The organism is Streptomyces sp. NPDC028711 (assembly GCF_055565415.1).
The window spans coordinates 1052843-1075655 of sequence record NZ_JBVHUJ010000002.1; the positions used below are offsets into that span (position 1 = coordinate 1052843).

A 22813-nucleotide genomic window follows, 5' to 3' on the forward strand; every position below is an offset into this window, starting at 1 on the left:
GCCGGCCTACTTCTTGGGCATCTGCTGCTGGGCCTTTTCGAGCTTGGCCCGTACGGACTCCGTGGTGACCGCGCGGCCCGCGGCGGTGTCGGCGAACAGCTCCTTGACGGCGGTGCCGACGACCGTCTCGAACTGCGACTCCTCGGGGACCTGCGGCAGGGCCGCGGCGCTGGTGGCGAGGGTGTCACGGATGACGGCGAGCCACGGGTCGGCGAACACCGGGTCGTCCTGCGCGGACTTGACGGGCGTGACCGAGCCGTAGGCCTTGTTGAGGAGGATCTGCTCGTCGTCGCTGGTCATGAACTTCACGAACTTCAGCGCGCCGTCGAGGTTCCTGGTGTTCTTGAAGACGGCCATGTTGATGCCGGCGACCATGGAGTTGGTCTGCCGGCCCGCGCCGGGCTTGCCGGACGGGACGGGGGCGGGGACGACGCCCCACTCCTCCGGGGTCATGCCCTGGGACTCGAAGGTCTGCGACGGCGTCTGCCACAGGACCATGCCCGTCTTGTTCTTGGCGAAGTCGCTGAGGGACTGGTTCTGGGCGTACTCGGCGTTGCCGGGGGCGACGATCTTCTGCGCGGCCATGAGATCGACGTACTGCTTGACGGCGGCGACGGCTCCGTCGGAGGTGAAGTCCGGCCTGCCGTCGGCGGTGAAGAAGTCGGCGCCGTGCTGCTTGCCGAGCACGAAGACCTGGTGGATGTTGTTCGAGAGGTTGGCGCCCTCGACGCCGATGCCCCACTTCCCGTCCTTGCTGATCTTCTTCCCGGCGGCGATCAACTCGTCCCATGTGGTCGGCGGCTTGGCTATGCCGGCGTCCTTGAACATCTTCTTGTTGTAGTAGAGCGCGTACGCCATGGAGTACAGCGGCACGGCGGCCGGGTCCTTGCCCGCCGCGCCGGTGGAGCCGAGCGCGGAGTCGACGAAGCGGCCCTTGCCGCCGATGGCCTCGAAGTTCTTCTCGTCCCAGGGGAGCAGCGCCCCCGTCGACTGCAGGGAGGCGCTCCAGGTGTTGCCGATGTTGAGGATGTCGGGGCCCTGGCCGGACGTGGTCGCGGCGAGGATCCGGTTGAGCAGGTCGGACCAGGGGATCACCTCCAGCTTGACCTTGATCCCGGTCTGCTTCTCGAACCGGTCGAGCTCGGGCTGCAGGACCTTCTTGTCGACCTCGAGGCTCGAGCCCTGGTTGGTGGCCCAGTAGGTGAGGGTCTTCGGCGACGCCTCGCTCCCCTCACCGCCGCCACAGGCGGTGGCCGTGAGGACGAGGGAGAGGGTGACGGCACCGGTGACAGCGGCTCTGACTCTGCGCATGGCTCGTGGGCCCTTTCGGGGACGACGACGGGGGGCCGGTGCGGTGAGCGTCTGGAAGCCTCGCCGTCACACCGGCTTAATTTAGGATGTGAGTTAAACCCCATGAGAAGGTCGCGTCAAGGCTTGTCGTGCGGGTATGTTGCGACGAACGACTTCAGAGACGGGGACCCACGTGCACGCGAGAACTGGCCGTACGGTGCGTGACCTGCGGCGCGAGAACCGCACCGCCGTGCTGCGCAGGCTGTACTTCGACGGCCCGATGAGCCGCCTCATGCTCGGCCCCGCCACCGGTCTCAGCTCCGGCTCGGTCAGCAACGTCGTCGCCGAACTCGTGGCGGAGGGCCTGGTCGAGGAGGCCGGCAGCGTCGACTCCGCCGGGGGCCGCCCCCGCACCCTCGTACGGATCACCCCCGCCAGCGGCTTCATGATCGGCGTCGACATCGGCGAGACCCGGATCAGGATCGAGCTGTTCGACCTCACCCTCACCGAACTGGCGCGCACGGAACGCCCCTTGGCCAGCTCGGGTCCGCGCACGGCCCGCTACGACGTGGACCTCGTCGTAGCCCACCTCCGCGAGGGCATCGCGGAGGTACTCCACACCGCCGACGTCCCCGCGGAGCGCCTCCTCGGTGTCGGCGTGGGCGTGCCGGGGATCGTGGCCCGGGACTCCGGGGACGGCGGCGCGGTCGTTCATGGTCAGACGATCGGCTGGGACGCGGTCCCGTTCGAGCGTCTGCTGCGTGGGGCGGTCGAGTTGCCGGTCGAGGTGCCGTACTGGATTGACAACGGCGCGAAGACCCTGGGGCAGGCGGAGATGTGGTTCGGGGCGGGGCGGGGCGCGCAGAACGCGGTGATCGTGCTGTTCGGCTCGGGCGTCGGCGCCTGTGTGGTCACCGATCCGCTGGGGCCGGGGCGGGCCGTGGAGTGGGGTCATCTGACGGTACGGGTGCGGGGCCGCCGCTGCCGTTGCGGGGCCCGGGGATGTCTGGAGGCGTACGCGGGCGCGGAAGCCCTCCTGGAACGGTGGCGGGAGGCCGGGGGCCGGGCACCGGCCGGGGCGGACGAGGAGACCGCCCTGACGGCGATGCTCGCCGCCGCATATCCGGCGGACCCGGCGGCGGCCCCCGACGCGACCGCGCGCACGGTGCTTGAGGAGACGGCCGAGTACCTGGGCGCCGGCTTCGCCGACCTCATCAACCTCTTCCAGCCCGAACGCATCCTCGTCGGCGGCTGGGCCGGCCTCCAGCTCGGCACCCGCTTCCTGGAGACGGTGAAGAGCTACACGAAGGAGTACGCGCTCACGTACCCGGCCAGCCGCACCGGCATCGGCCTGGGCACGCTGGGCCCGGAGGCGGTCACGGTAGGCGCGGCCCTGCTGCCCCTGGTCGACTTCTTCGCCCAGGGCGGCCGCCGCCCCGAGAGACGGCCCAGCGCTCCGGCCCCCGCCTGGCAGTCGGCGCTACAGGACAGGGTCTCCACCTGAGCGGGCGAAGGCAGTTGGGACGGGAAGCGGCAGGGGCACAGGCGGCACGTACCTAAGGGCTGTCCCGGAATCCAGTGCGGGGCTGGGGCGCCGCTACCCCAGAGCGGGAGGTGGCGGCTACTGACCTGACGCTTGCGTTCGACGCCCGCCCCGGGAAGGGTTCCGTCCTGCGGACGTCGTTCGGGGCGGGGCGTGGGAGCAGGGGTAGAGAGATGTGTGTGATGGACGCGGCGGTCAAAGAGGCTGCCGTTGCTCGGTTCCTCCGCGAATATCCGCAGATGGAGCAAGCTGCATGCGACCACCCCGCGCTGCTGGGCTGCGCTGACGTCGACTGGTCGCAGATTCCCGGGTGCCCTGCCGGGATCCCGGTCCTGCTCCGCGGTCTCCTGGATGAGGTAGCCGGCCCTGCGGCTCTGCCCGTGCTGGAGAACGTCCTGATGAACAGTGTCTTCCACGTGAGCGCCGTGATGCCGGCGGTCCTGCCCTTCCTGATCCGCCTGGCAGCCGTCCCTGACATCGCGGTGCGGCCCGGATTGGTCGACTTCCTGGTCGTCGCCGCGGAACTGTCTTCGTCCGTCGACGCCGACGATGAACGCCAGGTGCTGCTGTTCGGCAAGGACTCCGATCACCCGGAACGCGAGTGGTGCAGGGCCGCCTTCGCCGTACACGCTTCCGCTTTGCGCGCGTTGCTGGAGGACGGGACCCTTCCGGACGGACTGATCAGCGTGGATGACCGCGAGTGCCTGCTCAGGGCTGTGGAACCGCAGCGACGTCCATCCTGACTGCCCGCAGACCGGCACCGCGGCCCGTGAAAAGATCTCGCGGTGTCTGGTGTGATTACGGCGTCGGAGCCTTCCTGGATAGCCCCGTTCACCGGGTTGAGCCCTCGCTGTTTCAGCACGTTGGTGACACAGCTGCGGCATGAAGGAGCTAACGCGGTCCGCAGAGGCCGGCCGTGGCGCCTGCCGCTGGAGGACCGGGTGCTGTCAGTCACGGCGTACTGGCGCACCAACTTGACGTTACGGCAGCTCGCACCGCTGTTCGGCGTCTCGAAGTCCGCGGCCAACCGCATCATCAGCCACCTCGGCCCGCTGCTCGCGCTCAAGCCCCGCAGAAGGTTCCGCAAGAGCACCGTCCTCATCGTGGACGGAACCCTGGTTTCCACTCGCGACCACACCGTGGCCGAACGGTCGAAGACATCTCATGTCGTCGGAGGTCAACTCAGTGTGTGGCAGTCTCACCTCCGACCCCAGTGGTCGGAGGTGAGGTGCCTCGTCTGTCGGAGCCACCCGATAACATCGCGGCGCGTCGTAAGGCGGACACCAGAGAGGGTCGAATATGCAGGTCGCCGGCGTGGAGATTCGGGTAAATCATCCTGTTCTGGCGTTGGGGTCGACCGACTGGCTGCCGGTGTTGGAGCTGAGAGGCGAGGCCGCGGTCGGGTGTGACACTCATGTGGCAATCCGGGTTCAGGCTCAGGTTCGCCTCATCAAGGTCCGGCTCTTCACCGATCCGCTCGACGAGGCGCCAGGGCCGGATCCTTCCTTCGCGACCGTCTTCGAGGGGCCGATCTCGTTGGCTGACGGACGGTTGGTCATCGGTGATGTCATGGGTATGACGCGCTTCGTGAGCCTCATCGGTGAAGGGGGCAGGCGGCAAATCCGTGTTGCTGTTGACGAGCCTGGCTGGAGCGCGGCCGCAGTCGACATCTTCGTGGGCCCGCGGCTTTAGGCAGCGAGCGCGACGGGTGCGGCGAAGGCCCGTTCGGGGTCGTAGGGCATGCGGTTTCGCAGGCAGTGGTAGAGGCAGCCGAGCAGCTTGTTGAACAGGTTTCTGAGAGCTGCGGTATGGCGTTCTCCACCAGCTCTCCGTCGGTCGTAGTGGGCTCGTGGAGCCTGCGTTCGGAGGGCTGCAAAGGCCCACATGTGCCCGGCTGAGGCCAGTCGCTGGTTTTTGACGGTCCGGGCCACGACCACATGGCTTCGACCGGAGGCTCGCGTCACGGGTGCCGCGCCGGCGTATGCCTTCATGGCTCTGGCGTCCGCGAAGCGTTCGCGGTCGTCTCCGATCTCGGCGAGGACGCGTGCCCCGGACAGCACAGACAGCCCCGGGAAGCTTGTGATGATGTCTGCGTCAGGGTGTACGAGGAATGCCTCTTCCGTCGCCGCCGCGAGCTGAGTGACGCTGAGGCAGGCAGCGTCCACCTGTCGGACGAGCGCCACTGTCTGATGTCCCAGAGCCTTTTCGACCTGCGGCAGTTGCCGCAGGTAGTCGGCTCGGAAGATTGCCCGAAGCCGCTCGGCTTCGGCTTCGATTCCGCAGCGTGGGCGCTCGCCCCGTTTGAGCAGCGCGCGCAACTGGCTGCGGGTCAGCCTGGCGGCGTCGGCCGACGTGGGTGCGGCAGTCAGGATCACGCGGGCGCGTGGTGAGTCGAGTCCGGGCTTGCCGGCGCCGTGGAAAGCGGCAAGGGCGGCTGGATAGTATCGCGCAGATGTGACCGGAGCCGGTTGATCATCTGCTGCCGGTCCCAGATTGCATCCTGATGAGCGCGGGCCAGAACGGCGACGGCCTGTCCGGCCTCGCTGTCCTCGGGCAAGGAACGATGGGCGTGTCGATCGGTGCGCAGGATGTTGGCCAGCACCCGGGCGTCCGCTGCGTCGGACTTGGCTCGAGAGACGCTGCCACGATCGCGATAGCGGGCTGCGGCCAGTGGGTTGATCGCGTAGATCTGGCGGCCGGTGGCCCGCAGGCCGGCGACGAGGAGCCCGCGCGGCGTCTCGATGGCGACAGGAATCGGATCCTCTGCGCTGTCACCGTGCTGGGTCAGGAGCTCTATCAGTGCGTGGAAGCCCGCGCTGTCGTCGCTGATCCGCAGCTTGGCCACCTGGGTTCCGTCCTGGTCGACGAGGGCTATGTCGTGGTGGCCCTCCGCCCAGTCGATGCCGCAAAAGATCTTTTTCAAGTCGGTTACCTCCGTACGAATCTGCAGGTCAGTCCCGTGCGGAGCACGCGGCGATCTAATAGAAGTGCTCCAGGCACGCCATCTCATGAGCCGTTCGTGTCTCCAGCGACCGACAGGGACCTCGGTCTGCTGGAGAGCTCATGGGGCTCGCGAACTGCTGAGAGGTGGCCCCTGTCGGCGGGCTGAGGACATGAAAACCGCTGATCCGAGCTTCTGCCGGACGGGACCGGTCTTAGACGAGAGATCAAGGTCCCGGAACTACCGAAGGTCTCCGCCCGGCAGGGCAAGGTGCGAGGTGGAACCAGTCCTGGAAGGTAAGCAACTTCCCGCCTCGCATGGTGCCTCTTGCGCTTACGCGCTCGAGGCCACCGGTGACCTATTAGAACTACCGGTACTCCATCAACCACCAGGTCGTCATCGACGCCGACACTCGCCTGGTCGTCGTGGTCGGCCGGCCGCTCGCCGGGAACCGCAACGACTGCAAGGCATGGGAGGAGTGAGGCGCCAAGGCCACCGTGGGTAACACCGTCACGATCGCCGACGGCGGCTACCCGGGCACCGGACTCGTCATCCCACACCGCCGACAGCGCGGCCAGAGAGAACTCCCGGACTGGAAAGAGGAGCACAACAAGTCCCACAAGCAGGTCCGCGCCCGCGTCGAGCACGTCTTCGCCCGCATGAAGACCTGGAAGATCCTCCGCGACTGCCGCCTCAAAGGCGACGGCGTCCACCACGCCATGCTCGGCATCGCCCACATGCACAACCTCGCCCTCGCCGGATAGGCCAGCGGGCTGCAAGGCGGCTACCACCATGCCCGAGGTGGCTTCGAGATCTTTACGGGACAGCCCTTAGGCAGCGGAACGTCCCGAAACCACCGCAGCACGGTTCGCCGCCGATGGGAGGATGAGGTGGTCCCGGGAAGTGGAGGAGGGCGCTGTGTCCCAGGAGGAACGTGATGCGCGATTGGGCCTCACAGGTCTGACGGGCGCGGAGCGAGAAGCCCGCGTACGCCTGCTGACGGAAAGGCTGGAGCGGGAGGCGGCCGAGGCGAGGGAGGCGTTGAGGGTAGAGCGGGCTGAACGAAGGAAACGTGAGGGTGAAAGCCAGATGACGAACGACCGCGACGTGTAGCGCGCAAGCAGAATCGCACACGAGGTCAGACTCCTCCCCGGCGCGGGCACGCACGTCGCTGCCCCTACCCCGGTGTCGCGTATAGGGAAGGGGCGATTGCGTATCGCCCCTTACTCATTCCGATAGCCCGGCGCGCCGGGGGAATGTAGCGTCGCGATCATGGAATCACTGATCGGAAACACCACCGACCAGGCGCCGGCGAACCCGGCCACCACCGATGACATGCTGGCCACTCAGCCGGTCGGCTACTGGAGCGGCCTTGCCCATACCACCGTCACCCGGCATCTGCGTGACGCGATGGCCAAGATCGACGTCACGCAGCCGCAGTACTGGGTACTCAACCGCGTGAACGGCGGCCCTGCGGCGCCGAGCCGCGAGGAGGTCGTCGCTCAGCTGACGCACCTTGCCGACGGGCCGCATGAGATCGCCAGGGTCATCGACCAGTTGCTCCACCGCGAGTGGCTCAGGATCGACGACGGGCAGCGCCTGCACCTCACGGACGCTGGGGAGGCCGCCAGAGCGCGGCTCCGTGAGCTGGCGACCGAGGTACGCGCCGTGGTCCACCAGGGCATCAGCGACGAGGAGTACGTGGCCGCGCTCAAGGTACTGCGCAAGATGGTGGCCAATGTCGAGGGCAACGGGGCTGCCGGTAGTCCGTTCTGATGTCGCGATCTTGTGACGGACCCGGCTGGGACCAGGCGCGGCCACGGCGTGATCGGGACACCACCAGGCAACAGCCCGCCGTAGCCACTACTGACGACGATCGCCTGACGAACCCCACTGGATAGACGACGAAACCGCACTGGAGTACTCGGCCATGGCCGACTGGGGTCCGGAGGCGGGTTCCGGCTCTAGGCGGGCCGTGTCGAGACAAGGACGCCGATTTTGTCGATGCGGTGCTCGGGGTTGTTCTGGGCGTCTCGCCAGAAGTTGCCTGCGGCGTTGTCCTCGGGTGTGGCACAGGTGGAGATGGTGATCATGGCCCGGGTGGGTTTCTCGCCGGGTTCGCCCGGCACCGGGGCGCGCTGTTCGGCGAGCGAGCGGGCCGAGCGGAAGGACGTGGTCCGGGTCTCGGTGATCTCGTAGGTGTAGACGGTGTCCTCGGTGGTGACGTGGATCCGGTCGCCTGCCTTTACCGAGGGCAGTTCCCGCAGGGGCCCGCCGGCGGAGAGGCGGTGGGCGGTGACGAGATAGTTGCCGATCTCGCCGGGCCCCACGCCGCCGCGCTCGCCGTAGGGACTCGCGGCCACGCCACGGTCCTGGATGCGGGTACCCGCCCGGTCGTCGGTCGTGCCCTCGTACGGCACGATGTCCAGGTTCTCGATGCCGATGGACGGTATGGACATCTCGGCGGCGACGGGTCCCCGTGGCGAGGGGGCCGGCGACGTGGCGGGAGTAGCGGGAGGGGTCGTGGCGGAGGGGATCACGGATGTCGGGCCGTGGGATCCCGGGGAGGCACCGCTGCTGCCCGAGCATCCGGCCGGCGCGGCGAGGCCCATGATCACTGCGGTGACGACGGCGACGGTGGCGGCGACCCGAGCGGAGCGTGAGCTCGGCCCTCCGCGCGGGCTCTGGGGGAGGGCCCTGCTCTGTTCGGCACCCATACCCCCAGGATGGCCCAATCTCCACGGCCCGGCACCCACGGAGCGGGCCCCGCGCCGGAGGCGACGGGGCCAGGTGCTGTCACACGCGACCGACCGACCTTCATACTGTCTCGGAATGCCCTGCCGCGTTCCGAGACGGAGACCGTATGGCCCTGGGGCCCTTCTTTCGAGGAGGCTGAGGGCGGACACGGGGCAGCGGTCGGAGCCGACGACGAGTGAGAGGGGAACGTCCTGTGGAACGCGGGGGCCGGAAGAAGCTGTGGGCGGGGTTGGTCGTGGCCGCCGTGGTGGTCGCGGCGGCGGGGCTGGTGTGGTTCAAGCCCTGGGCCTTGTGGGTGGACGAGACCGTTGACGAAGCGCTGCCCGCCGCGAGCGCTCCGGCCGCCACATCCGCGGCTCCGTCGACGGGCGTGAGCCCGTCGGCTGCCGCGACGTCCGCGCCCACGGGACCGGTGACGCTGGCCCAGGGTTCCTTCATCAGCCACGAGCACGCGACGACGGGCACCGTGAAGGTCGTCCGCCTGGCCGACGGGAGCCACACCCTCCGCCTGGAAGGACTCGACACGAGCAACGGCCCTGATCTGCGCGTCTGGCTGAGCGACGCACCGGTCAAGGAGGGACGGGCGGGCTGGGGCGTCTTCGACGACGGCCGGTATGTCAACCTCGCCAAGCTCAAGGGAAACAAGGGCAACCAGAACTACCTGCTGCCCTCCGGAATCGACTGGTCGAAGTACCCGAGCGTCAGCATCTGGTGCGACCGCTTCGACGTCTCCTTCGGCGCCGCCGCCCTCGTCCGCGCCTGACTACCGTCGGCCGGCCGTCGCCTCCTGCGGTGCGTCGTGTCGTACCGCAGGCGCACTCGTGCCCCGATGAGGGTTCACGGCGAGGGCAAGGCCGAAGGGGCGCGGGCCTTGGAGCTCAACGGGAGGGGGCGACGGCTCGGGGCCCGGATGGGTGCCGATCTGACAGCGCGTGCCCGGCGTGGGCCGGACGCACGCTCGGGGGTTCCGGCGGCAGGCGCACCAGACGCGGCTGGTAGGCCTTGCCGAATCTCGCAGGCGGCCTTCGACGGGCCGTACCGCACCCCCGGCTCGGGTCTGCGCCCCAGGCCGGTCGCTTGGTTCCCGGCGGCTGAAGAGCGACCAACCGACTGCGCCGACCAGCGTCGAGGAGCCGTAGCCTCTGCCGTGCCGTACCGTGCCGTGCCGTGCCAAGTATGTCCGCGTCCCCTGGCAGCCGACAGATCCACGGCATCCCAGCTCTGCCTGCAGATTCTCACCGGCGCCTGGACGCTCTTGGCCCGGAGCCCGGCCCTGACGGGTCTACTCGATGCGAGGTCCCCGCTGTCGGTGCTGGCCGATAACTTGTGCGGCAGCACGGAAGATCGATCGACAACGGGGGATCCCTATGCGGTACCGCTTCACGTCCTACCACCCGGCGAGTGACGCCGAGGCAGCCGTCACGGACGGCACCAGGCTGGGCGGCCAGCCGCATTGGCTGGAGGAGCCGCAGTGGCCGGTCGACCCGTACGAGGACGAACTGGCGCCGTTCATGGGTCAGTTCCGGGTGCCGGCGCCAGACGGAAGCGGGGACGGGGACCGGATGGTGTACCTGTTCGCCATCGGGTTCTCGGGTGAACATGCCACCGTCGTCCAGCCGGACGGGCAGGTCACCGCGTCCTTCGAGACACGGGGCACGGCCACCGGGCCGACCGACCTGGAACGGGTCCACCTGCTCCGGGTGGAGGAGGAGATCGACTTCTCCCGTGTCGAGCGGGAGCTGGGGCCGGTTGAGGACGAGGACGACCGGGAGGAGCAGGTGGAGCAACTGCTCGCCGAGCGCCAGAAGGACGCCGAAGGCAGCATCCGGATGAACCAGCTCGGCGGCCCCGATGTGGTGCCGGTCTGGCTGCAGCGCGACGAGCTGCCGGGCGAGGGCTGGCAGCTGGTGGCCCAGCTCGACTCCTGCGACCTGCCCTTCGACGTCAACTTCGGCGACACGGGGGTCGGTTACCTGTTCCTCTCGCCGGACGGCAAGAGCGCCGAGTTCTTCTTCCAGTGCTGCTGACGAGCCGGACACGGAACCCAGTTCCGCCCAAGCCCTTCGATCCGGCCCTGACCTGAAGCGTGCGTTGCGGAAGCCTTCGTTTCGCGCAAGGCCAGAGCCGGGCGCGGGGGGCTGCTCTGATCACGCGGCTAGCGCAAGGGCGTGCAGGTAGGCGCCGGAAGGGGGAACGCACGCACCGACCGCAGCTGCTCGCCCCGCCACCCGAAACGGCTCTGGCTGCCGTACGAGGAAGATCTCCGCGCGAAACCAGGCAACGCGCGACGTGCTGGCCGGCACGAGCCGAGGCAAGGACGTGGACCAGTACGACGGCGGTCCGCCGGTCGGCCCGCGTCAGCCTGGGGAGACTCTCCGATGTGAGGCCGGTGACATCGCGCCGGCGACAAGAGCGCAGGCGCCTGCGGTCGCCGCCAGGCCCAGCGCCCCTGGGCCCACAAAGCCGGGCACGTCGTCGGTCGCGTAGCTCCCACCGCCCTGCCGGATACAGACGTACCGGGGTGGTAGGTACTCGACCCGATGGCCCACGACGTCCGCCGCCTCAGGAACACCCGTCACCCGGCAGGGCCGGACCGGGAATGAATCGGTGCCGCTGTCGTCCGTGACGAGCACTGCCAAGCCCAGATTCAGCAGACCCCACCCGTACACGGCCGCGGCAGCCGCACCCGCCAGCGCGGCCGCGCACCTCAGCAGGGTCCGACGGTCGGCCCGGAACACCCCGATCCGTCCGAGCCGGCCGAAGCCGTATCCGGCGAGCCCGAAGCACACGAGGGCCACCACGGCGAGGAGGGCGAGCCGGTCAGCTGCGTTGCCGTACACGAGCGCGAGGCACCACACGTTGGAGCGGCCGAGTCGGACCGCCCGGCGATCGGCACGGAAAAGTGCAGCACAGGGGCCTCCTGTTGCTCTATGGATTCGATACCCACGAGCTGTTCAGGAGGCCCCGCTTTCATGCTCTGGCCTCGACAGGATCACCCGACCGGGAACGCACGGTCGACCACCACCGCTCAAGATCGAAAAGTTCTTACGTGTCGGGATGCTTCGGCAGGGCGAGCCAGTCCGACCAGGAGATCTCGCGGCCGAGGAAGCGCGGCTGCTCGAACGGCCAGTCGGCGGCGATCCACTGCGGCACCAGCGCGTCGAGGGCCTGCTCGACCTTGCTGCCCACCAGTTCGTCCACCACCCACCAGGAGATCTCGCCGTCCGCGCCGGACTTCTCCGGTGGGTCGATGTAGACGCAGCCGAGCAGAGCTGTCTCTGCCCCGTCGAACAGCGCGTAGTTGAAGGACTGGTGTGCGGCGATCTCCTTCTCGTGCCGCAACAGGTCGGCCTGGTCGGCCTCGTAGGTCATGGTGGCCGCGGGCCAGCCCCAGGCCGGGCCGAAGATGGTCCACAGCCGCTCGCGCGAACCCATCACAGCCGGGTAGTCGAGCGGGGTGTCCGCCTCCCGGATCGGCCGCAGGTGATGGCCACCGCCCGGCAGCGGTACCAGGACGGGGTGGACGAAGTCATCGGGAAGCCAGCTCATGGTGCCCGACCGTAGCAGCGCGCGGCCGTCCGCTCCCCCTGGATTTTCCCCGTGTGTAGCCAGGCCCTGCTCTCATGCCGGGCTGGGCCCGCGATCACCCGATCGAGACTCCCGTTCGATCGACAGACTCCATGATCGGTATGGCAACGGCTTCCGAGCTTGATCTTTAACCTGTGCGGGGACCTGTGCGGGGACCGGGGGGCGTCTTCGCTTTCCCGGACGCTGTAGTGCCCACGGGGTGTGTGGACGTCATGTCGTGGGGTGGGCCTGGTGTTCTTGCGTCCCGGTGGACGTCGTTGCATGCGAACGTCGATGTCGCTCGTGATGCAGCCACGCGGTCCGTGTGCCGATACAGTCCGGGCCCAGAGTCCCGGAGGGCGTGCCTTCCAAGGGCACGGAGCCCCGGGCCGGTCCACCGGCTCTCCATGGACCAGGGGGGACGTCTGACCTACCCTGGCCGTCGTTCGAAGATCAACGATTTCGGGCCGGGCCGAGGGCCCCGCCCGCAGGGGGTTGCACCATGCACGGTACGGGGGATGCGTGATGTCTGGGAGAGGCCTGGCGGGGTGCCTGACGGCGGCCGTGGTCGTACTGGGAGGGATCGGGTCCATCGTGGCCTTCTTCCTGTCGACCGAGGGCTACCTGCCGGGCGACGCCATGGTGCGGACCTGGGCCACCGCGAAGGACCGGCCTGGCGACGGCAAGGAGAACGGCCGGTGGGTCGTCGGGGACGTCGCCGTCCGCAGCCGGTTCGACGCCGTGACCGGCTTCGGCATCTCCGACGGTCACGACGGCAAGAGGCTCTGGGAGTTCGTACCGCCCGGCCGCACCCAGATCTGCGGTAGCGCACGCAGCGCCGACGAGTCGGTCCTCCTGGTCGCGTACGGCACGGAGAGGCGCGAGACCACGGACAGCAGCGGCAAGCCCGTCGTCCCGGGTAAGGGTGAGGGCTGTTCGACCGTCCTGGCACTCGACGTGAAAGACGGGCGGGAGCTGTGGACCACCCCGCGGACCGTCTCGGACGGCCGGTTCCCCGGCGGCGGGTTCCTGGACGCGGGCGGCGGCCTGGCCCTGGTCCTCCATGAGCGGACCAAGCAGGAGGCGCTCGCCCCGGGCGGCAACCGCTCCCTGCGCGCCCTCGACCTCCGCACGGGCAAGGCCCACTGGACGGCGGCCGTACCCGGCGCGTGCGGCGTGTGGGAGGCCGCGGTGGGCAAGGAGCAGATCCACGCCGTCCTGGCCTGCGGTGGCGATGATTCCGACGACACCGACTCCGGCAGCGGCGGCGACGCCGAGCTGATGGCGGCGGCGTTCGACCGGGCCACCGGCGTTCTGAAGTGGAACGTCCCCATCGATGCCCGCCGCCCCGTGGCGCTGGATTCCACCGTGGTCATCGAGTCGGCCGACCCATTGGTGCTCCGGGTCAAGCGGCCCTCGACCGAGGACTCGGGCGTGTACGTCCCCTTCAGCCCGGACGGGAAGTCCCGGCCGCTCATCGAGTCCACCGGCGACAAGGGCAAGATCGACCCGGCTGACCGGACGCAGACGGCGTTCGTCGGCGACCGGATGTACGCGCTGGTGTGGCACTGGCAGAAGGGTCGGAACTCCCGCCTCGTGGCCTTCGACCTGAAGACCGGCGAAGAGCAGTGGAGTAAGAAGCTGGACGAGCCGGCGGCCGGGCTGAACATTCAGGGCGACCGGATCACCGTCCTGTGCGAGTGGTCGACCCAGGCGAGCGCCATCACGGACTTGTACGTGTACGACGCGGGCGACGGCGAGGAGCTCGACGAGCGCCATTTCCGCGACGAAGCGCCCGGCCCGTACTTCTTCGAGCACGACGGGCGGATCATCGTCGCCGGGTCAGGCGGTGACCGCGCCTTCACCGCCTACGAGCGTTGGTGAGCCCCAGTCCCGGCTACTGCTTCTGAGCTTGGCGTTTGACCTCGCACGTCACTCGACCTGCTGATCTGCGATTCTTCCCGGGACTGCGGAGGTGGCCGTTCTCCACGCTTCGAGATGTCGAGTCAGGAAGCGCGAGAGAACGGCCGCTGCGCGGATCAGTTCATCCCTGGCTGGCCGTACTCCTTGGTCGCCGCCCTGGAGACCGGCCGCACGTCCTGGACGCGATCCGGCTGGGCCCGGCCGACGACGCCACCGCGGTGACCGCCACACAGATCCGCGAGGTCTTCACCCGCCTCGTGCGGGCCGGGCTGTGGCGGCCGGGCGACGAGCACATCCTCATCGTCCTGGACTCCGGCTACGACGTCATCCGCCTCGCCTACGTCCTGGCCGACCTGCCCGTCGAGCTGGTCGGCCGACTGCGTTGGGACCGGGTGATGCTCCGGGACGCCGGCCCGCGCCGCTCGACCCCACGCGGCGGGCAGCCCCGCAAGCACGGCGGGGCCCTCACCTTCTCCAAGCCCGATTCCTGGCACACCCCCGACCAGGCCACCACCTGCGACACCACCCGCTACGGCCGGGCCGAGGCATTCGCCTGGGACCGGATGCACCCCCGCCTGACCGCACGCGGCCCCTGGCCTGAGACAGGGGCCTGGCCACCGTTGTGAGGCGGTCTGCAGCGCCGCAGGTCACGGGTCCGTGATACGAGCATGCGGTGGTCCCACACGTGTGGCGGGGTCCGCTGGGTCAGTGCGCGGTGTCCGCCACGGCGTGCTCCAGGCCGAGGCGGTGGGCGTCGCCCTCCGGCCGGATGGCCGTCAGGGCGAGGGCGCCGGCGGTGACCATCACCGCGGCGGCGGTGAGGAACGCGGTGGTGTAGCAGGCGGCCGGGCTGTCGGCCGCGTCGATGAAGTGCCCGGTCAGGAACGGCGCGATGAGGCCGGGCAGGGTGCCGGTGGCGGCGACGATGCCGAAGACGGCGCCGCGCTGTGCGGGCGGGACGACCTCGGCCGTCGTCATGTAGTGCAGGGGGATGGCGATCGCGGTGCCGCCGAAGGCCAGCGCGATCAGGGCGAGGCGCAGACCGGACGCATCGACGAGCGGGAACGCCGCCATCGCACAGCCCGACACGCACACGGCGATGCCCTGCGCCGCCCCGCTGGACCAACGACTGCTTACGCCCCGGGATTTCAGCGCGTCCACGAAGGGCGAGACCGCCAACAGAAGCACCAGGCCGAAACCGGAGATGACGCTGATGACGGTGGCCGTGGTCTCGGCCGACATGTCCAGCTGGTTCCTGAAGTAGGCGGGCAGCCAGGCGTGGCTGAGGGACAGCGCCCACTGCGCGCCGAAGGCGCTGGAGACGCTGCCGAGGACGGTGCCGGTCAGCAGGATCCTGCGGTACGGCAGTCTGAGGCCGGCGCCGCCCGCGGAGCCGGCGCGCGTGTGGCCGTAGGGTCCGTCGTGCCCGATCCGCCACCACGCCAGCGCCCATGCCGCGCTGACCGCGGCGAGGACGGCGTAGGCCGAGCGCCAGCCGAAGCCCTCGATCAGCCAGGTGACCAGGGGTGCCGCGATGAGCATGCCGAGCGCCGCTCCGCCGATCTGGAGGGCCGAGGGCAGGCCGCGGCGCTCGGGCGGGAACCACTTGTACAGGGCGTGCATCGACATCGAGGCCGCTGGTCCCTCGGCGGCGCCCAGCAGGATGCGGCCGGCCATGAAGGTGGGTATCGAGGCCACGGCCAGGACCGGAAGCTGGGCCACGGCCCACAGCAGCGTCATGCCGAAGAGCAGGATGCGGCTGGAGATCCGGGTGGAGAGGAATCCGACGAGCAGTCCGGAGAGACTGAACAGGAAGAAGAAGGAGCTGGAGACCAGTCCGTAGGTGCTGTTGCTGAGGTCCAGCTCCTCCATGATCGGTACGGCGGCGAGGCCGAGGACGGACTTGTCGGCGAAGTTGATGACCATGAAGGTCACGATCATGGCCGTGATCAGCCACGCCCTGCGGCCGACGGGTGTGGGGGCGGCGTTCTCGCGCCGGGCCGAGGGCGCAAAGGGGTTGGGTGTCATGGGCGACTCCTGCGGGTGCGGGTGCGGGTGCGGGTGGGGCAGGGGGCCGTGCGAACAGGGGCGGATCCCGTGGCCGCAAGCCCCCGGCTGCGAGGGTCTGCGGCACCGTCCTGGGACACCAAGGGGATGGGGTCAGATCAGACCCTTGGCGATCGCGTTCTTGTGGATCTCGGTGGTTCCGGTGACGATCCGGAACATCCGCAGGCTGCGGAAGATCTGCTCGACCTCGTTGCCCCGGGTCAGCCCGGCCTTGCCGTGGATCTGGACGGCCTGGTCGGCGACGCGGAAGCACGCCTCGGAGGTGAACAGCTTGCACATGTTCGCCTCGACGGAGACGTTGTCGCCCCGGTCGGCCTTCGCCGCCGTCGCCATCACCATCGAGCGCGCGGCGTAGATCTCGGTGGCCATCTCGGCGATCTTGTGGTGAATGGCCTGGTGGGCGAGCAGGGGCTGACCGAAGACGACGCGGTTCATCGCGTAGTCCAGGGACAGGTCCCAGGCACGACGGGCCGCGCCGATCAGGGACGGGCAGTGCAGGAGGCGGTTGAGGGTGATGCGGCCGATGCCGATGCGCAGGCCCTGCCCGATCTCACCCAGCAGATTGGCGGCCGGGATCCGGCAGTCCTCGAAGAGCAGGTCGCCCTCCATCTGCTGTCCGGACATGGGGACCTCGCCGTCCAGGACCTGGCAGCCGGGGGTGTCCAGGTCGACGAGGAAGGCGCTGTACGCCTCCTCGGTGCCGGCCATGCGGGCCACGACGATGGCGAAGTCCGCGAACGGGGCGGCGGAGCTGAACACCTTCCTGCCGTTGAGGACGTACGTGTCGCCGTCCGGGGTGGCGGTGGTCGTCATCCGGCGCACGTCGGAGCCCGCGTCCTCCTCCGTGATGGAGAAGCAGCACGCCCGCTCGCCCCGGACGACGGGCATCAGGTAGCGCTCCCGCTGCTCCTCGGTGGCGTACTTGACGATCGCGCCGACGCGCAGCGGGCCGCCCATGTCGCCGAGGACGGAGTGGGAGAGGGCGGCTCCTGAGGCGGTCAGCTCCTCCTTGAGCGCGCACAGTTCGGAGAAGCTCAGGCCCTGGCCGCCCAGCTCCGGCGGCAGACTGATCCCGTAGAAGCCGAGCTCCGCGCTGCGCTTCCAGACGTGTTCGAGAGTGGTGCGGTCGAGCTTCGTCTCGGCGGTGATGCCGTGCTCGCGCTCGTACGGGATGAGCTCGTCACGCAGGTAGGAACGCAGGCGGACGATGAGGTCCTGAAGGCGGGGGTTGTCGTCGTAGGAGGGTTCGAGGGTGAAGGTCATGAGGGTGCTTTCTGTTCAGTTGACGCGGCGGTCGGCGCCCGCCCAATAGGGGTCGCGGATCGCGCGGCGGTCGATCTTGCCGTTGGGGTTGTGGGGCAGCGCGGCGACGAAGTCGACCGAGCGCGGCTTCTTCATACGGGCCAGCCGGTCGGCGCAGAAGTCGACGAGGTCGGACTCGGTCGGCGTGGCTCCGTCGCGCAGAACGACGACCGCCTTGACCGCCTCGCCCCACTGCTCGTCGGGGACGCCGACGACGGCCGCCTCGTAGACGTCGGGGTGCTGGTGCAGGGCGGACTCGACCTCGACGGCGTAGATGTTGAACCCGCCGGAGACGATCATGTCCTTCTTGCGGTCGACGATGAAGACATAGCCGTCCGCTCGGCGACGGGCGAGATCGCCGGTGAGGAACCAGCCGTCACGGAAGGACGCGGCGGTCAGGTCGGGCGCGCCCAGATAGCCGGGGACGACGTCCGGTCCGCGCACGGCGATCTCGCCGATCTCCCCGTCGGGCAGGGGGGTTCCGTCCTCGTCGAGGATCGCCACCTCGGCCTCGGCGAGCGGGCGCCCGCAGGACAGCAGCAGTTCCTCGTCCTCGCCTTCGATGGCTCGGCGGTGGTCGTCGGTCGACAGGAACAGCACCCCGGAGGTCGTCTCGCCGCAGCCGTAGCCCTGGGACAGCACCGGGCCGAAGAACTCCCATGCCTCGCGGATGCGTTGAGCGGACATGGGTGCGGCGCCGTAGATCAGCTGGCGCAGGCTGGAGGTGTCGTAGGTGCGGGCGTCGGGCAGCGCGAGCACGCTGTTGACCATCGTCGGGACGACGAACGCATGGGTGGCACGCTCGCGCTGGACGGTGGCGAGGAACTCCTCGGGGTCCCAGCGCGGCAGGATCACCGCGCAGCCGCCGGTGAAGAAGATGCCGAGCAGCGGCATGCCGGAGGCGTGCGTGACGGGGCCGGCGAGGATCTTCTTGTCGCCGGGGCCGACCCGGGTGTCGGCGCTCATCACCATCTTGCGCAGCAGGGCCAGACGGTTGCCGTACGTCTGGATCGCGGCCTTGAGCTTGCCGGTGGAGCCTGAGGTGAAATGCAGAACGGCGGCGTCGCCCTCAGCGCACTCGACGTCGACAGGTTCCGGAGCATTTCCAGACAGCATGTCCAGGTAGGCGGGCCCGAGGTCGCTGGGGCCGTCGTAGCCGATGACGGCCTTCGTTCCCGTGTCGGGCACGGCGACGCGTACATCCTCCAGGTGGGCGGCATCTGTGAGCAGCACCCGCGCATCCGACTCGCGCAGGAGGTGGGACACCTCATGGGCGCCGAGCCGCGCGTTGATCGGGACGCGCACCAACCCCGCCTTGTACAGGGCGATCTCTGTCACGACCAACTCGGCCCTGTTGCCGGCGAGTGTCGCCACGCGCTCGCCCTGACGCAGGCCCAGTCCGCGCAGCGCGACCGCGAGCCGGTCGCTGTGGTCGTCCACTTCCGCGTACGTGAGCCGACTCGTGCCACAGACCACGGCTTCGGCACCGGGCTGGTGGCCCGCTGTCCGGCGGATGTAGCGCCCCAGGTTCATCGTCACTCCACTCCAAGTTACTGAACAGACTGTCTGGTATCTATCTTGGTGTTCAGCAACGTAGCCCGGCGTTAAGGTCGGGTCAACGGTCCGGACGAGAAGGAGACACAGTGGAAACGAAGCCCGCTGGCGACCGGCGCGTCCGCCGGACCCGTGCCGCCCTGCGCACGGCTCTGGTCGATCTGGTCCTGGAGAAGGGGTTCCACGCGATCACGGTCGAGGAGATCACGGAGCGCGCGAACGTCGGACGCGCCACCTTCTACGCGCACTACCGCGACAAGGACGACCTGCTCGTGGGGATCGTGCGGGACCTCTCCGAGGACCGTGAGCGGCTCCTGCCGGCCGTCGAACAGGCCCAGGACAGGGGCTTCACCGGCCTGCCGGTGCTGTACGTCTTCCAGCACGCCGAGCAGGAGCGGCCCGTCTACCGGGTCATCCTGCGCGGTGAGGGCGACGGACGGGCGCTGCGCGAGTTCACCGGGATCATCTGCGCGCAGGCCGAGAGGGTCTTCCGCACCCGCGCCGAGCAGCTCGGCGTCACGCCGCGCGTCCCGCTCGACGTCGTCGCCCGCGCCTGGACCGGTGAACTGATCGGCCTGCTGTCCTGGTGGGTGGAGTGCGACACCGGCTACACCGCCGAGGAGATCACCGCACATCTGCGGGACCTGTCCGTGTACGGCCGGGTCTGGGCCACGGGGCTCACTCCCGCGGACGCTCCCGGAGCCATGGACCTGGCGCGACCGTAAGTGGTTGCCGGGGCCCGATTTCCATACACGCTGTCTGGCAGCGTGCGGCCGACCTGCCAGGTCTGCCACCTTCCTGAAGACAGACCCCCGACGAGGCGTCAGGGCACTGGGCGCCGCCGCCCCACACGCACTGACCGCCTGGATCGCGTTCAGCGGGTCCATTCCCTTGGTCGGCTCCGCGGTGGCAGTCAGCTTTCACCTCCGAGACGGCACCGTCGGCGAGGGCCTGCCATGAACAACAGTGCCGTCGACTTGCTGAGGTCGGCGCATCCGCGGCGAGGTGAGGTTGGCCTCGCTCTTCCCGCAGTGGTCGTCGGGCCCGCCGCTGATGTTGACCCGGCGGTTGTTCGTCCGGATGCCGGGATGGATCTCCGGTATCGCCCGCTATGCTCCGGCCGACGTGCCCGCATCGCTGTGCGTACGAGTATCTCAGCGGCGGACCTTCGCCGCGCCCGAGGCATCCGTCTCACGGTTGGTCAGGACTTGGAGTACGAGCGCGCCCACGCACAGCAGCGCGCCCAGTCCCCAGATCGTCAGATAGGCGGAGAGCGCCGGCACATCCGTACCCCTGACAACGAGGGTGCCGAGGACGACGGCCGAGCCCGCGCCGGCGACGCTGCCGCCCAGGGTCTTGAGGTTGTTGTAGACGGCCGTCGCACTCGCCGTGCGGTCCGGGGTGCTGCGCTCCGCGATCAGGGTGGGCAGGCCGCCCAAGGCCAGGCCCATGCCGAAGCCGGAAACGGCGGAAGCCAGGGCAAACAGCGGCAGCGTGGTGTGGCCGGCGATCAGCCCCGCGTTGCCGGCGGCCATCAACGCGAAGGCCAACAGCAGGACGCGACGGTATCCAGTGCGGGCCGCCAGTCGGGCCACCAGGCTCGCCCCGGCGAAGGCCAGGACATGGGGCACCGCGCCCCACGCGCTGATCTCCCAGGTCGTGAGCCCGAATCCGTACCCCTCGTCGGCCGTCGACGCGGCAATGTACGAGATGCCGACTGCCTGCCCGCCCAGCATCACGGCGCCGAAGACGAAACCGGAGACGTAGTACGGCGCGGACCGGGGGTGGGCCACTGCCCGGACGTCGACCAGGGCGTGCGGCCGGTCCCGTTCGAGCCGGACCCACCAGGCGAGCAGGGCCAGGGAAAGACCGAGGCCGCCCAGGGTGAGCGGTGACGCCCAGCCCCACGCCTGGCCGCGTGCCATCGTGCCGAGGAACAGAAGCAGCGCCAGGCCGAGCAGGAGTGCCCCTGTCCAGTCCATCCGGCCGGGCGCGCGTGTCCGGGACTCGGGGATCGCGCAAAACGACAGGGCGACGCAGGCACAGGCGACCGTGGCGAGGACGCAGAGCGTCGCCTGGACGCCACCGGTGAGTTCGAGCAGGGGGCCCGCAAGGCCGTGGCCGAGGAGCGAGCCAAGAGTGAGCGCCCCGACGAGAAGCCCTACGGCCCTCCGCGCGCCCTCGAAGTCGAGCCGGTCCCGTACGAGACCGATCTCCAGCGGCAGCAGCGCCGCCAGCGGACCCATCAGGGCACGCCCCACCAGCAGCACCGTCAGATTCGGTGCGAGGGCCACCAGGACGGTGCCCGCCGCGACGCAGACCAGCGCGATCCGGACCAGTCGACGGTGCCCGTACAGATCACCGAGCCGCCCCAACACCGGCACTCCCACCGCAGCGGCCAGGAACTGGACTGCCATGTACCACTGCGCCTGCGACGCGCTGATGGACTGCCAGTCCTGCACGGCCGGCACCAGCGCCGGACCCGCCCCCTGGAGGAAGCCACTGACCAGCTCGAAGACGACCAGCAGACCGACGACAGCGGTGACCCGGGGCGCCACCACCTCCTCCGTCCCACGCGGCGCCCTCATGCGGACACCTCTGTGGCGAGCCGCCGCTCCGCGAGCTCGGCGAGCAGCGCCGCCTGGCGGTGGAGCACCCGGTCGTCGAACACGGCCCGCGGGGAGTGGTTCTGCGGCGCCTTCTCCACGTCCACGCCCTCGGGCGCCGCGCCGACCAGCAGCATCGCACCGGGCACCTTGTCGAGGACCAGGGAGAAGTCCTCCGAACCGCTCGCGGGCTGGGGGGCGTGCCACACCTCGCCCGGGCCGAACAGGTCGCGCGCCGTCTGCAGGGCGAACTCCGTCGCGACCGGCTCGTTGACCGTGACCGGATAGAGCATCTCGTACTCCACCTCCGCCGCCAGGCCGTGCGCGGCCGCGATTCCGCGCACCAGGCGCGGCAGCCCCTGGGCCAGCCGCTCGTGGTTGGCTTCCGAGTAGCTGCGGACGGTCGCCTCGAACTCGGCGGTGTCCGGGATGACGTTGTGCTGCGTGCCGGCGTGCAGCCGTCCGACGGTCACCACCACCGGGTCGAAGATGTCGAAGGTGCGCGTCACCCAGTTCTGCAGCGCGGTCACCATCTCGCAGACCGCGGGCACCGGATCCTTGGCGTGGTGCGGAGCCGATGCGTGCCCGCCCTCGCCCCGCACCGTCACCCGCAGGACGTCGGATGCCGTCATGACGGTGCCGGGCCGGGACGCGACCCAGCCGCCCGGCAGGCGGTTGGCCGTCACATGGAGCGCGAAGGCCGCATCCAGCGGCTTGCCCGCCGCGTCCAGGACGCCCTCGTCGATCATCGCGCCCGCGCCGTTGTGTCCCTCCTCGCCCGGCTGGAACATGAACACCACGTCGCCCTGGAGGCTCTCGCGGCGGTCCGCGAGCAGTGTCGCCGCGCCGACGAGTCCGGCGGTGTGCAGGTCGTGCCCGCAGCCGTGCATCCGGCCCGGCGCCTCGGAGGCGTACTCCACCCCGGTGCGCTCGTCCACTGGCAGCGCGTCCATGTCGCCCCGCAGCAGGACCGCCCCGCCGGGACGGCCGCCCCGCAGCACGGCCGTGACGGACGTCAGCCCCCGGCCGAGGGAGATGTCGAGGGGGAGGCCGTCGAGCGCGGCGAGGACCTTCTCCTGCGTACGCGGCAGCCGCAGGCCGAGCTCCGGCTCACGGTGCAGCGAGCGCCGCAGCCGCACGAGATCGGGCTGGAGTTCCCTGGCGCGTTCCAGTACGGACATGCTGCGTCAACCTCCTGGTACGGTTCCGGCTTTCAGTGGGGCAAGACTGAAGTACTCGCCATCCCATCGGCTCTGAATCGCA

Annotated in this window: 17 protein-coding genes and 4 pseudogenes; 11 read left to right on the top strand and 10 right to left on the bottom strand. The window is 69.5% G+C overall.

Going from position 1 to position 22813, the window contains the following annotated elements:
- Positions 1-6: 6 nt before the first annotated feature.
- A complete protein-coding gene (locus ACZ4VK_RS10525; RefSeq protein ID WP_468350573.1) occupies positions 7-1311 on the bottom strand; it encodes an ABC transporter substrate-binding protein in 1305 nt (434 codons plus the stop codon).
- Between the two features lie 136 nt (positions 1312-1447).
- Between ACZ4VK_RS10525 and ACZ4VK_RS10530 the strand changes: the two genes are divergently transcribed.
- The 4 genes and pseudogenes from ACZ4VK_RS10530 (at position 1448) to ACZ4VK_RS10545 (ending at position 4525) form a co-directional block, all read left to right on the top strand.
- The gene (locus ACZ4VK_RS10530; RefSeq protein WP_468350575.1) at positions 1448-2794 is read left to right on the top strand and encodes an ROK family transcriptional regulator; all 1347 of its coding nucleotides are present in this window, start codon (positions 1448-1450) and stop codon (positions 2792-2794) included.
- 218 nt (positions 2795-3012) lie between these two features.
- Positions 3013-3576 (top strand): hypothetical protein, encoded by a 564-nt coding sequence (locus tag ACZ4VK_RS10535; protein ID WP_468350577.1) that lies wholly within the window; start codon positions 3013-3015, stop codon positions 3574-3576.
- 42 nt (positions 3577-3618) lie between these two features.
- A pseudogene (locus tag ACZ4VK_RS10540) lies at positions 3619-3990 on the top strand (transposase family protein); the annotation flags it as partial.
- A 142-nt stretch (positions 3991-4132) separates the two neighbouring features.
- Complete coding sequence (locus tag ACZ4VK_RS10545) at positions 4133-4525, top strand: hypothetical protein (RefSeq protein WP_468350579.1); 393 nt, start codon at positions 4133-4135, stop codon at positions 4523-4525.
- Here ACZ4VK_RS10545 and ACZ4VK_RS10550 read toward each other — a convergent pair.
- A pseudogene (locus tag ACZ4VK_RS10550) lies at positions 4522-5756 on the bottom strand (IS110 family RNA-guided transposase). The gene ACZ4VK_RS10545 and the pseudogene ACZ4VK_RS10550 overlap by 4 nt on opposite strands.
- A gap of 383 nt (positions 5757-6139) precedes the next feature.
- Between ACZ4VK_RS10550 and ACZ4VK_RS10555 the strand changes: the two are divergent.
- Together ACZ4VK_RS10555 and ACZ4VK_RS10560 are read left to right on the top strand one after the other, a co-directional pair.
- Positions 6140-6538 (top strand): annotated as a pseudogene (locus ACZ4VK_RS10555) (transposase); the annotation flags it as partial.
- Positions 6539-7046: 508 nt separating this feature from the next.
- Complete coding sequence (locus ACZ4VK_RS10560) at positions 7047-7550, top strand: MarR family winged helix-turn-helix transcriptional regulator (RefSeq protein WP_468350581.1); 504 nt, start codon at positions 7047-7049, stop codon at positions 7548-7550.
- Positions 7551-7738: 188 nt separating this feature from the next.
- On the opposite strand, the gene ACZ4VK_RS10565 is transcribed toward ACZ4VK_RS10560, so the two are convergent.
- Complete coding sequence (locus ACZ4VK_RS10565) at positions 7739-8491, bottom strand: class E sortase (RefSeq protein ID WP_468350583.1); 753 nt, start codon at positions 8489-8491, stop codon at positions 7739-7741.
- A 233-nt stretch (positions 8492-8724) separates the two neighbouring features.
- On the opposite strand from ACZ4VK_RS10565, the gene ACZ4VK_RS10570 reads away from it, so the two are divergent.
- Positions 8725-9294 carry a DM13 domain-containing protein gene (locus tag ACZ4VK_RS10570; RefSeq protein WP_468350586.1) on the top strand — a complete coding sequence of 190 codons (570 nt, stop codon included), beginning with the start codon at positions 8725-8727 and terminating at the stop codon, positions 9292-9294.
- A 604-nt stretch (positions 9295-9898) separates the two neighbouring features.
- Positions 9899-10558 (top strand): YwqG family protein, encoded by a 660-nt coding sequence (locus ACZ4VK_RS10575; RefSeq protein WP_468350588.1) that lies wholly within the window; start codon positions 9899-9901, stop codon positions 10556-10558.
- 330 nt (positions 10559-10888) lie between these two features.
- Here ACZ4VK_RS10575 and ACZ4VK_RS10580 read toward each other — a convergent pair whose 3' ends face one another.
- Together ACZ4VK_RS10580 and ACZ4VK_RS10585 are read right to left on the bottom strand one after the other, a co-directional pair.
- Positions 10889-11371 carry a hypothetical protein gene (locus ACZ4VK_RS10580; RefSeq protein ID WP_468350590.1) on the bottom strand — a complete coding sequence of 161 codons (483 nt, stop codon included), beginning with the start codon at positions 11369-11371 and terminating at the stop codon, positions 10889-10891.
- Positions 11372-11576: 205 nt separating this feature from the next.
- Positions 11577-12080 carry a GNAT family N-acetyltransferase gene (locus tag ACZ4VK_RS10585; RefSeq protein WP_468350592.1) on the bottom strand — a complete coding sequence of 168 codons (504 nt, stop codon included), beginning with the start codon at positions 12078-12080 and terminating at the stop codon, positions 11577-11579.
- Positions 12081-12692: 612 nt separating this feature from the next.
- On the opposite strand from ACZ4VK_RS10585, the gene ACZ4VK_RS10590 reads away from it, so the two are divergent.
- A complete protein-coding gene (locus tag ACZ4VK_RS10590; protein ID WP_468350595.1) occupies positions 12693-13982 on the top strand; it encodes an outer membrane protein assembly factor BamB family protein in 1290 nt (429 codons plus the stop codon).
- A 144-nt stretch (positions 13983-14126) separates the two neighbouring features.
- Positions 14127-14632, top strand: a pseudogene (locus tag ACZ4VK_RS10595) (transposase); the annotation flags it as partial.
- Between the two features lie 94 nt (positions 14633-14726).
- On the opposite strand, the gene ACZ4VK_RS10600 reads toward ACZ4VK_RS10595, so the two are convergent.
- From ACZ4VK_RS10600 to ACZ4VK_RS10610, 3 genes are all read right to left on the bottom strand, one after another.
- Positions 14727-16049 (bottom strand): MFS transporter, encoded by a 1323-nt coding sequence (locus ACZ4VK_RS10600; protein WP_468350598.1) that lies wholly within the window; start codon positions 16047-16049, stop codon positions 14727-14729.
- A gap of 132 nt (positions 16050-16181) precedes the next feature.
- On the bottom strand, positions 16182-17351 hold the full coding sequence (locus ACZ4VK_RS10605) for an acyl-CoA dehydrogenase family protein (protein WP_468350600.1): 1170 nt from the start codon (positions 17349-17351) through the stop codon (positions 16182-16184).
- Between the two features lie 15 nt (positions 17352-17366).
- Positions 17367-18923 (bottom strand): acyl-CoA synthetase, encoded by a 1557-nt coding sequence (locus tag ACZ4VK_RS10610; RefSeq protein ID WP_468350602.1) that lies wholly within the window; start codon positions 18921-18923, stop codon positions 17367-17369.
- A 110-nt stretch (positions 18924-19033) separates the two neighbouring features.
- On the opposite strand from ACZ4VK_RS10610, the gene ACZ4VK_RS10615 reads away from it, so the two are divergent.
- Positions 19034-19669, top strand: coding sequence for a TetR/AcrR family transcriptional regulator (locus tag ACZ4VK_RS10615; RefSeq protein ID WP_468350604.1), 636 nt, complete (start codon positions 19034-19036; stop codon positions 19667-19669).
- Between the two features lie 429 nt (positions 19670-20098).
- Here ACZ4VK_RS10615 and ACZ4VK_RS10620 read toward each other — a convergent pair whose 3' ends face one another.
- Entirely contained in the window at positions 20099-21532 is a 1434-nt protein-coding gene (locus ACZ4VK_RS10620) for an MFS transporter (protein WP_468350606.1), read from the bottom strand.
- A complete protein-coding gene (locus ACZ4VK_RS10625; protein WP_468350608.1) occupies positions 21529-22731 on the bottom strand; it encodes a M20 metallopeptidase family protein in 1203 nt (400 codons plus the stop codon). Before ACZ4VK_RS10625 ends, ACZ4VK_RS10620 begins: the two co-directional genes overlap by 4 nt.
- Between the last annotated feature and the right edge of the window lie 82 nt (positions 22732-22813).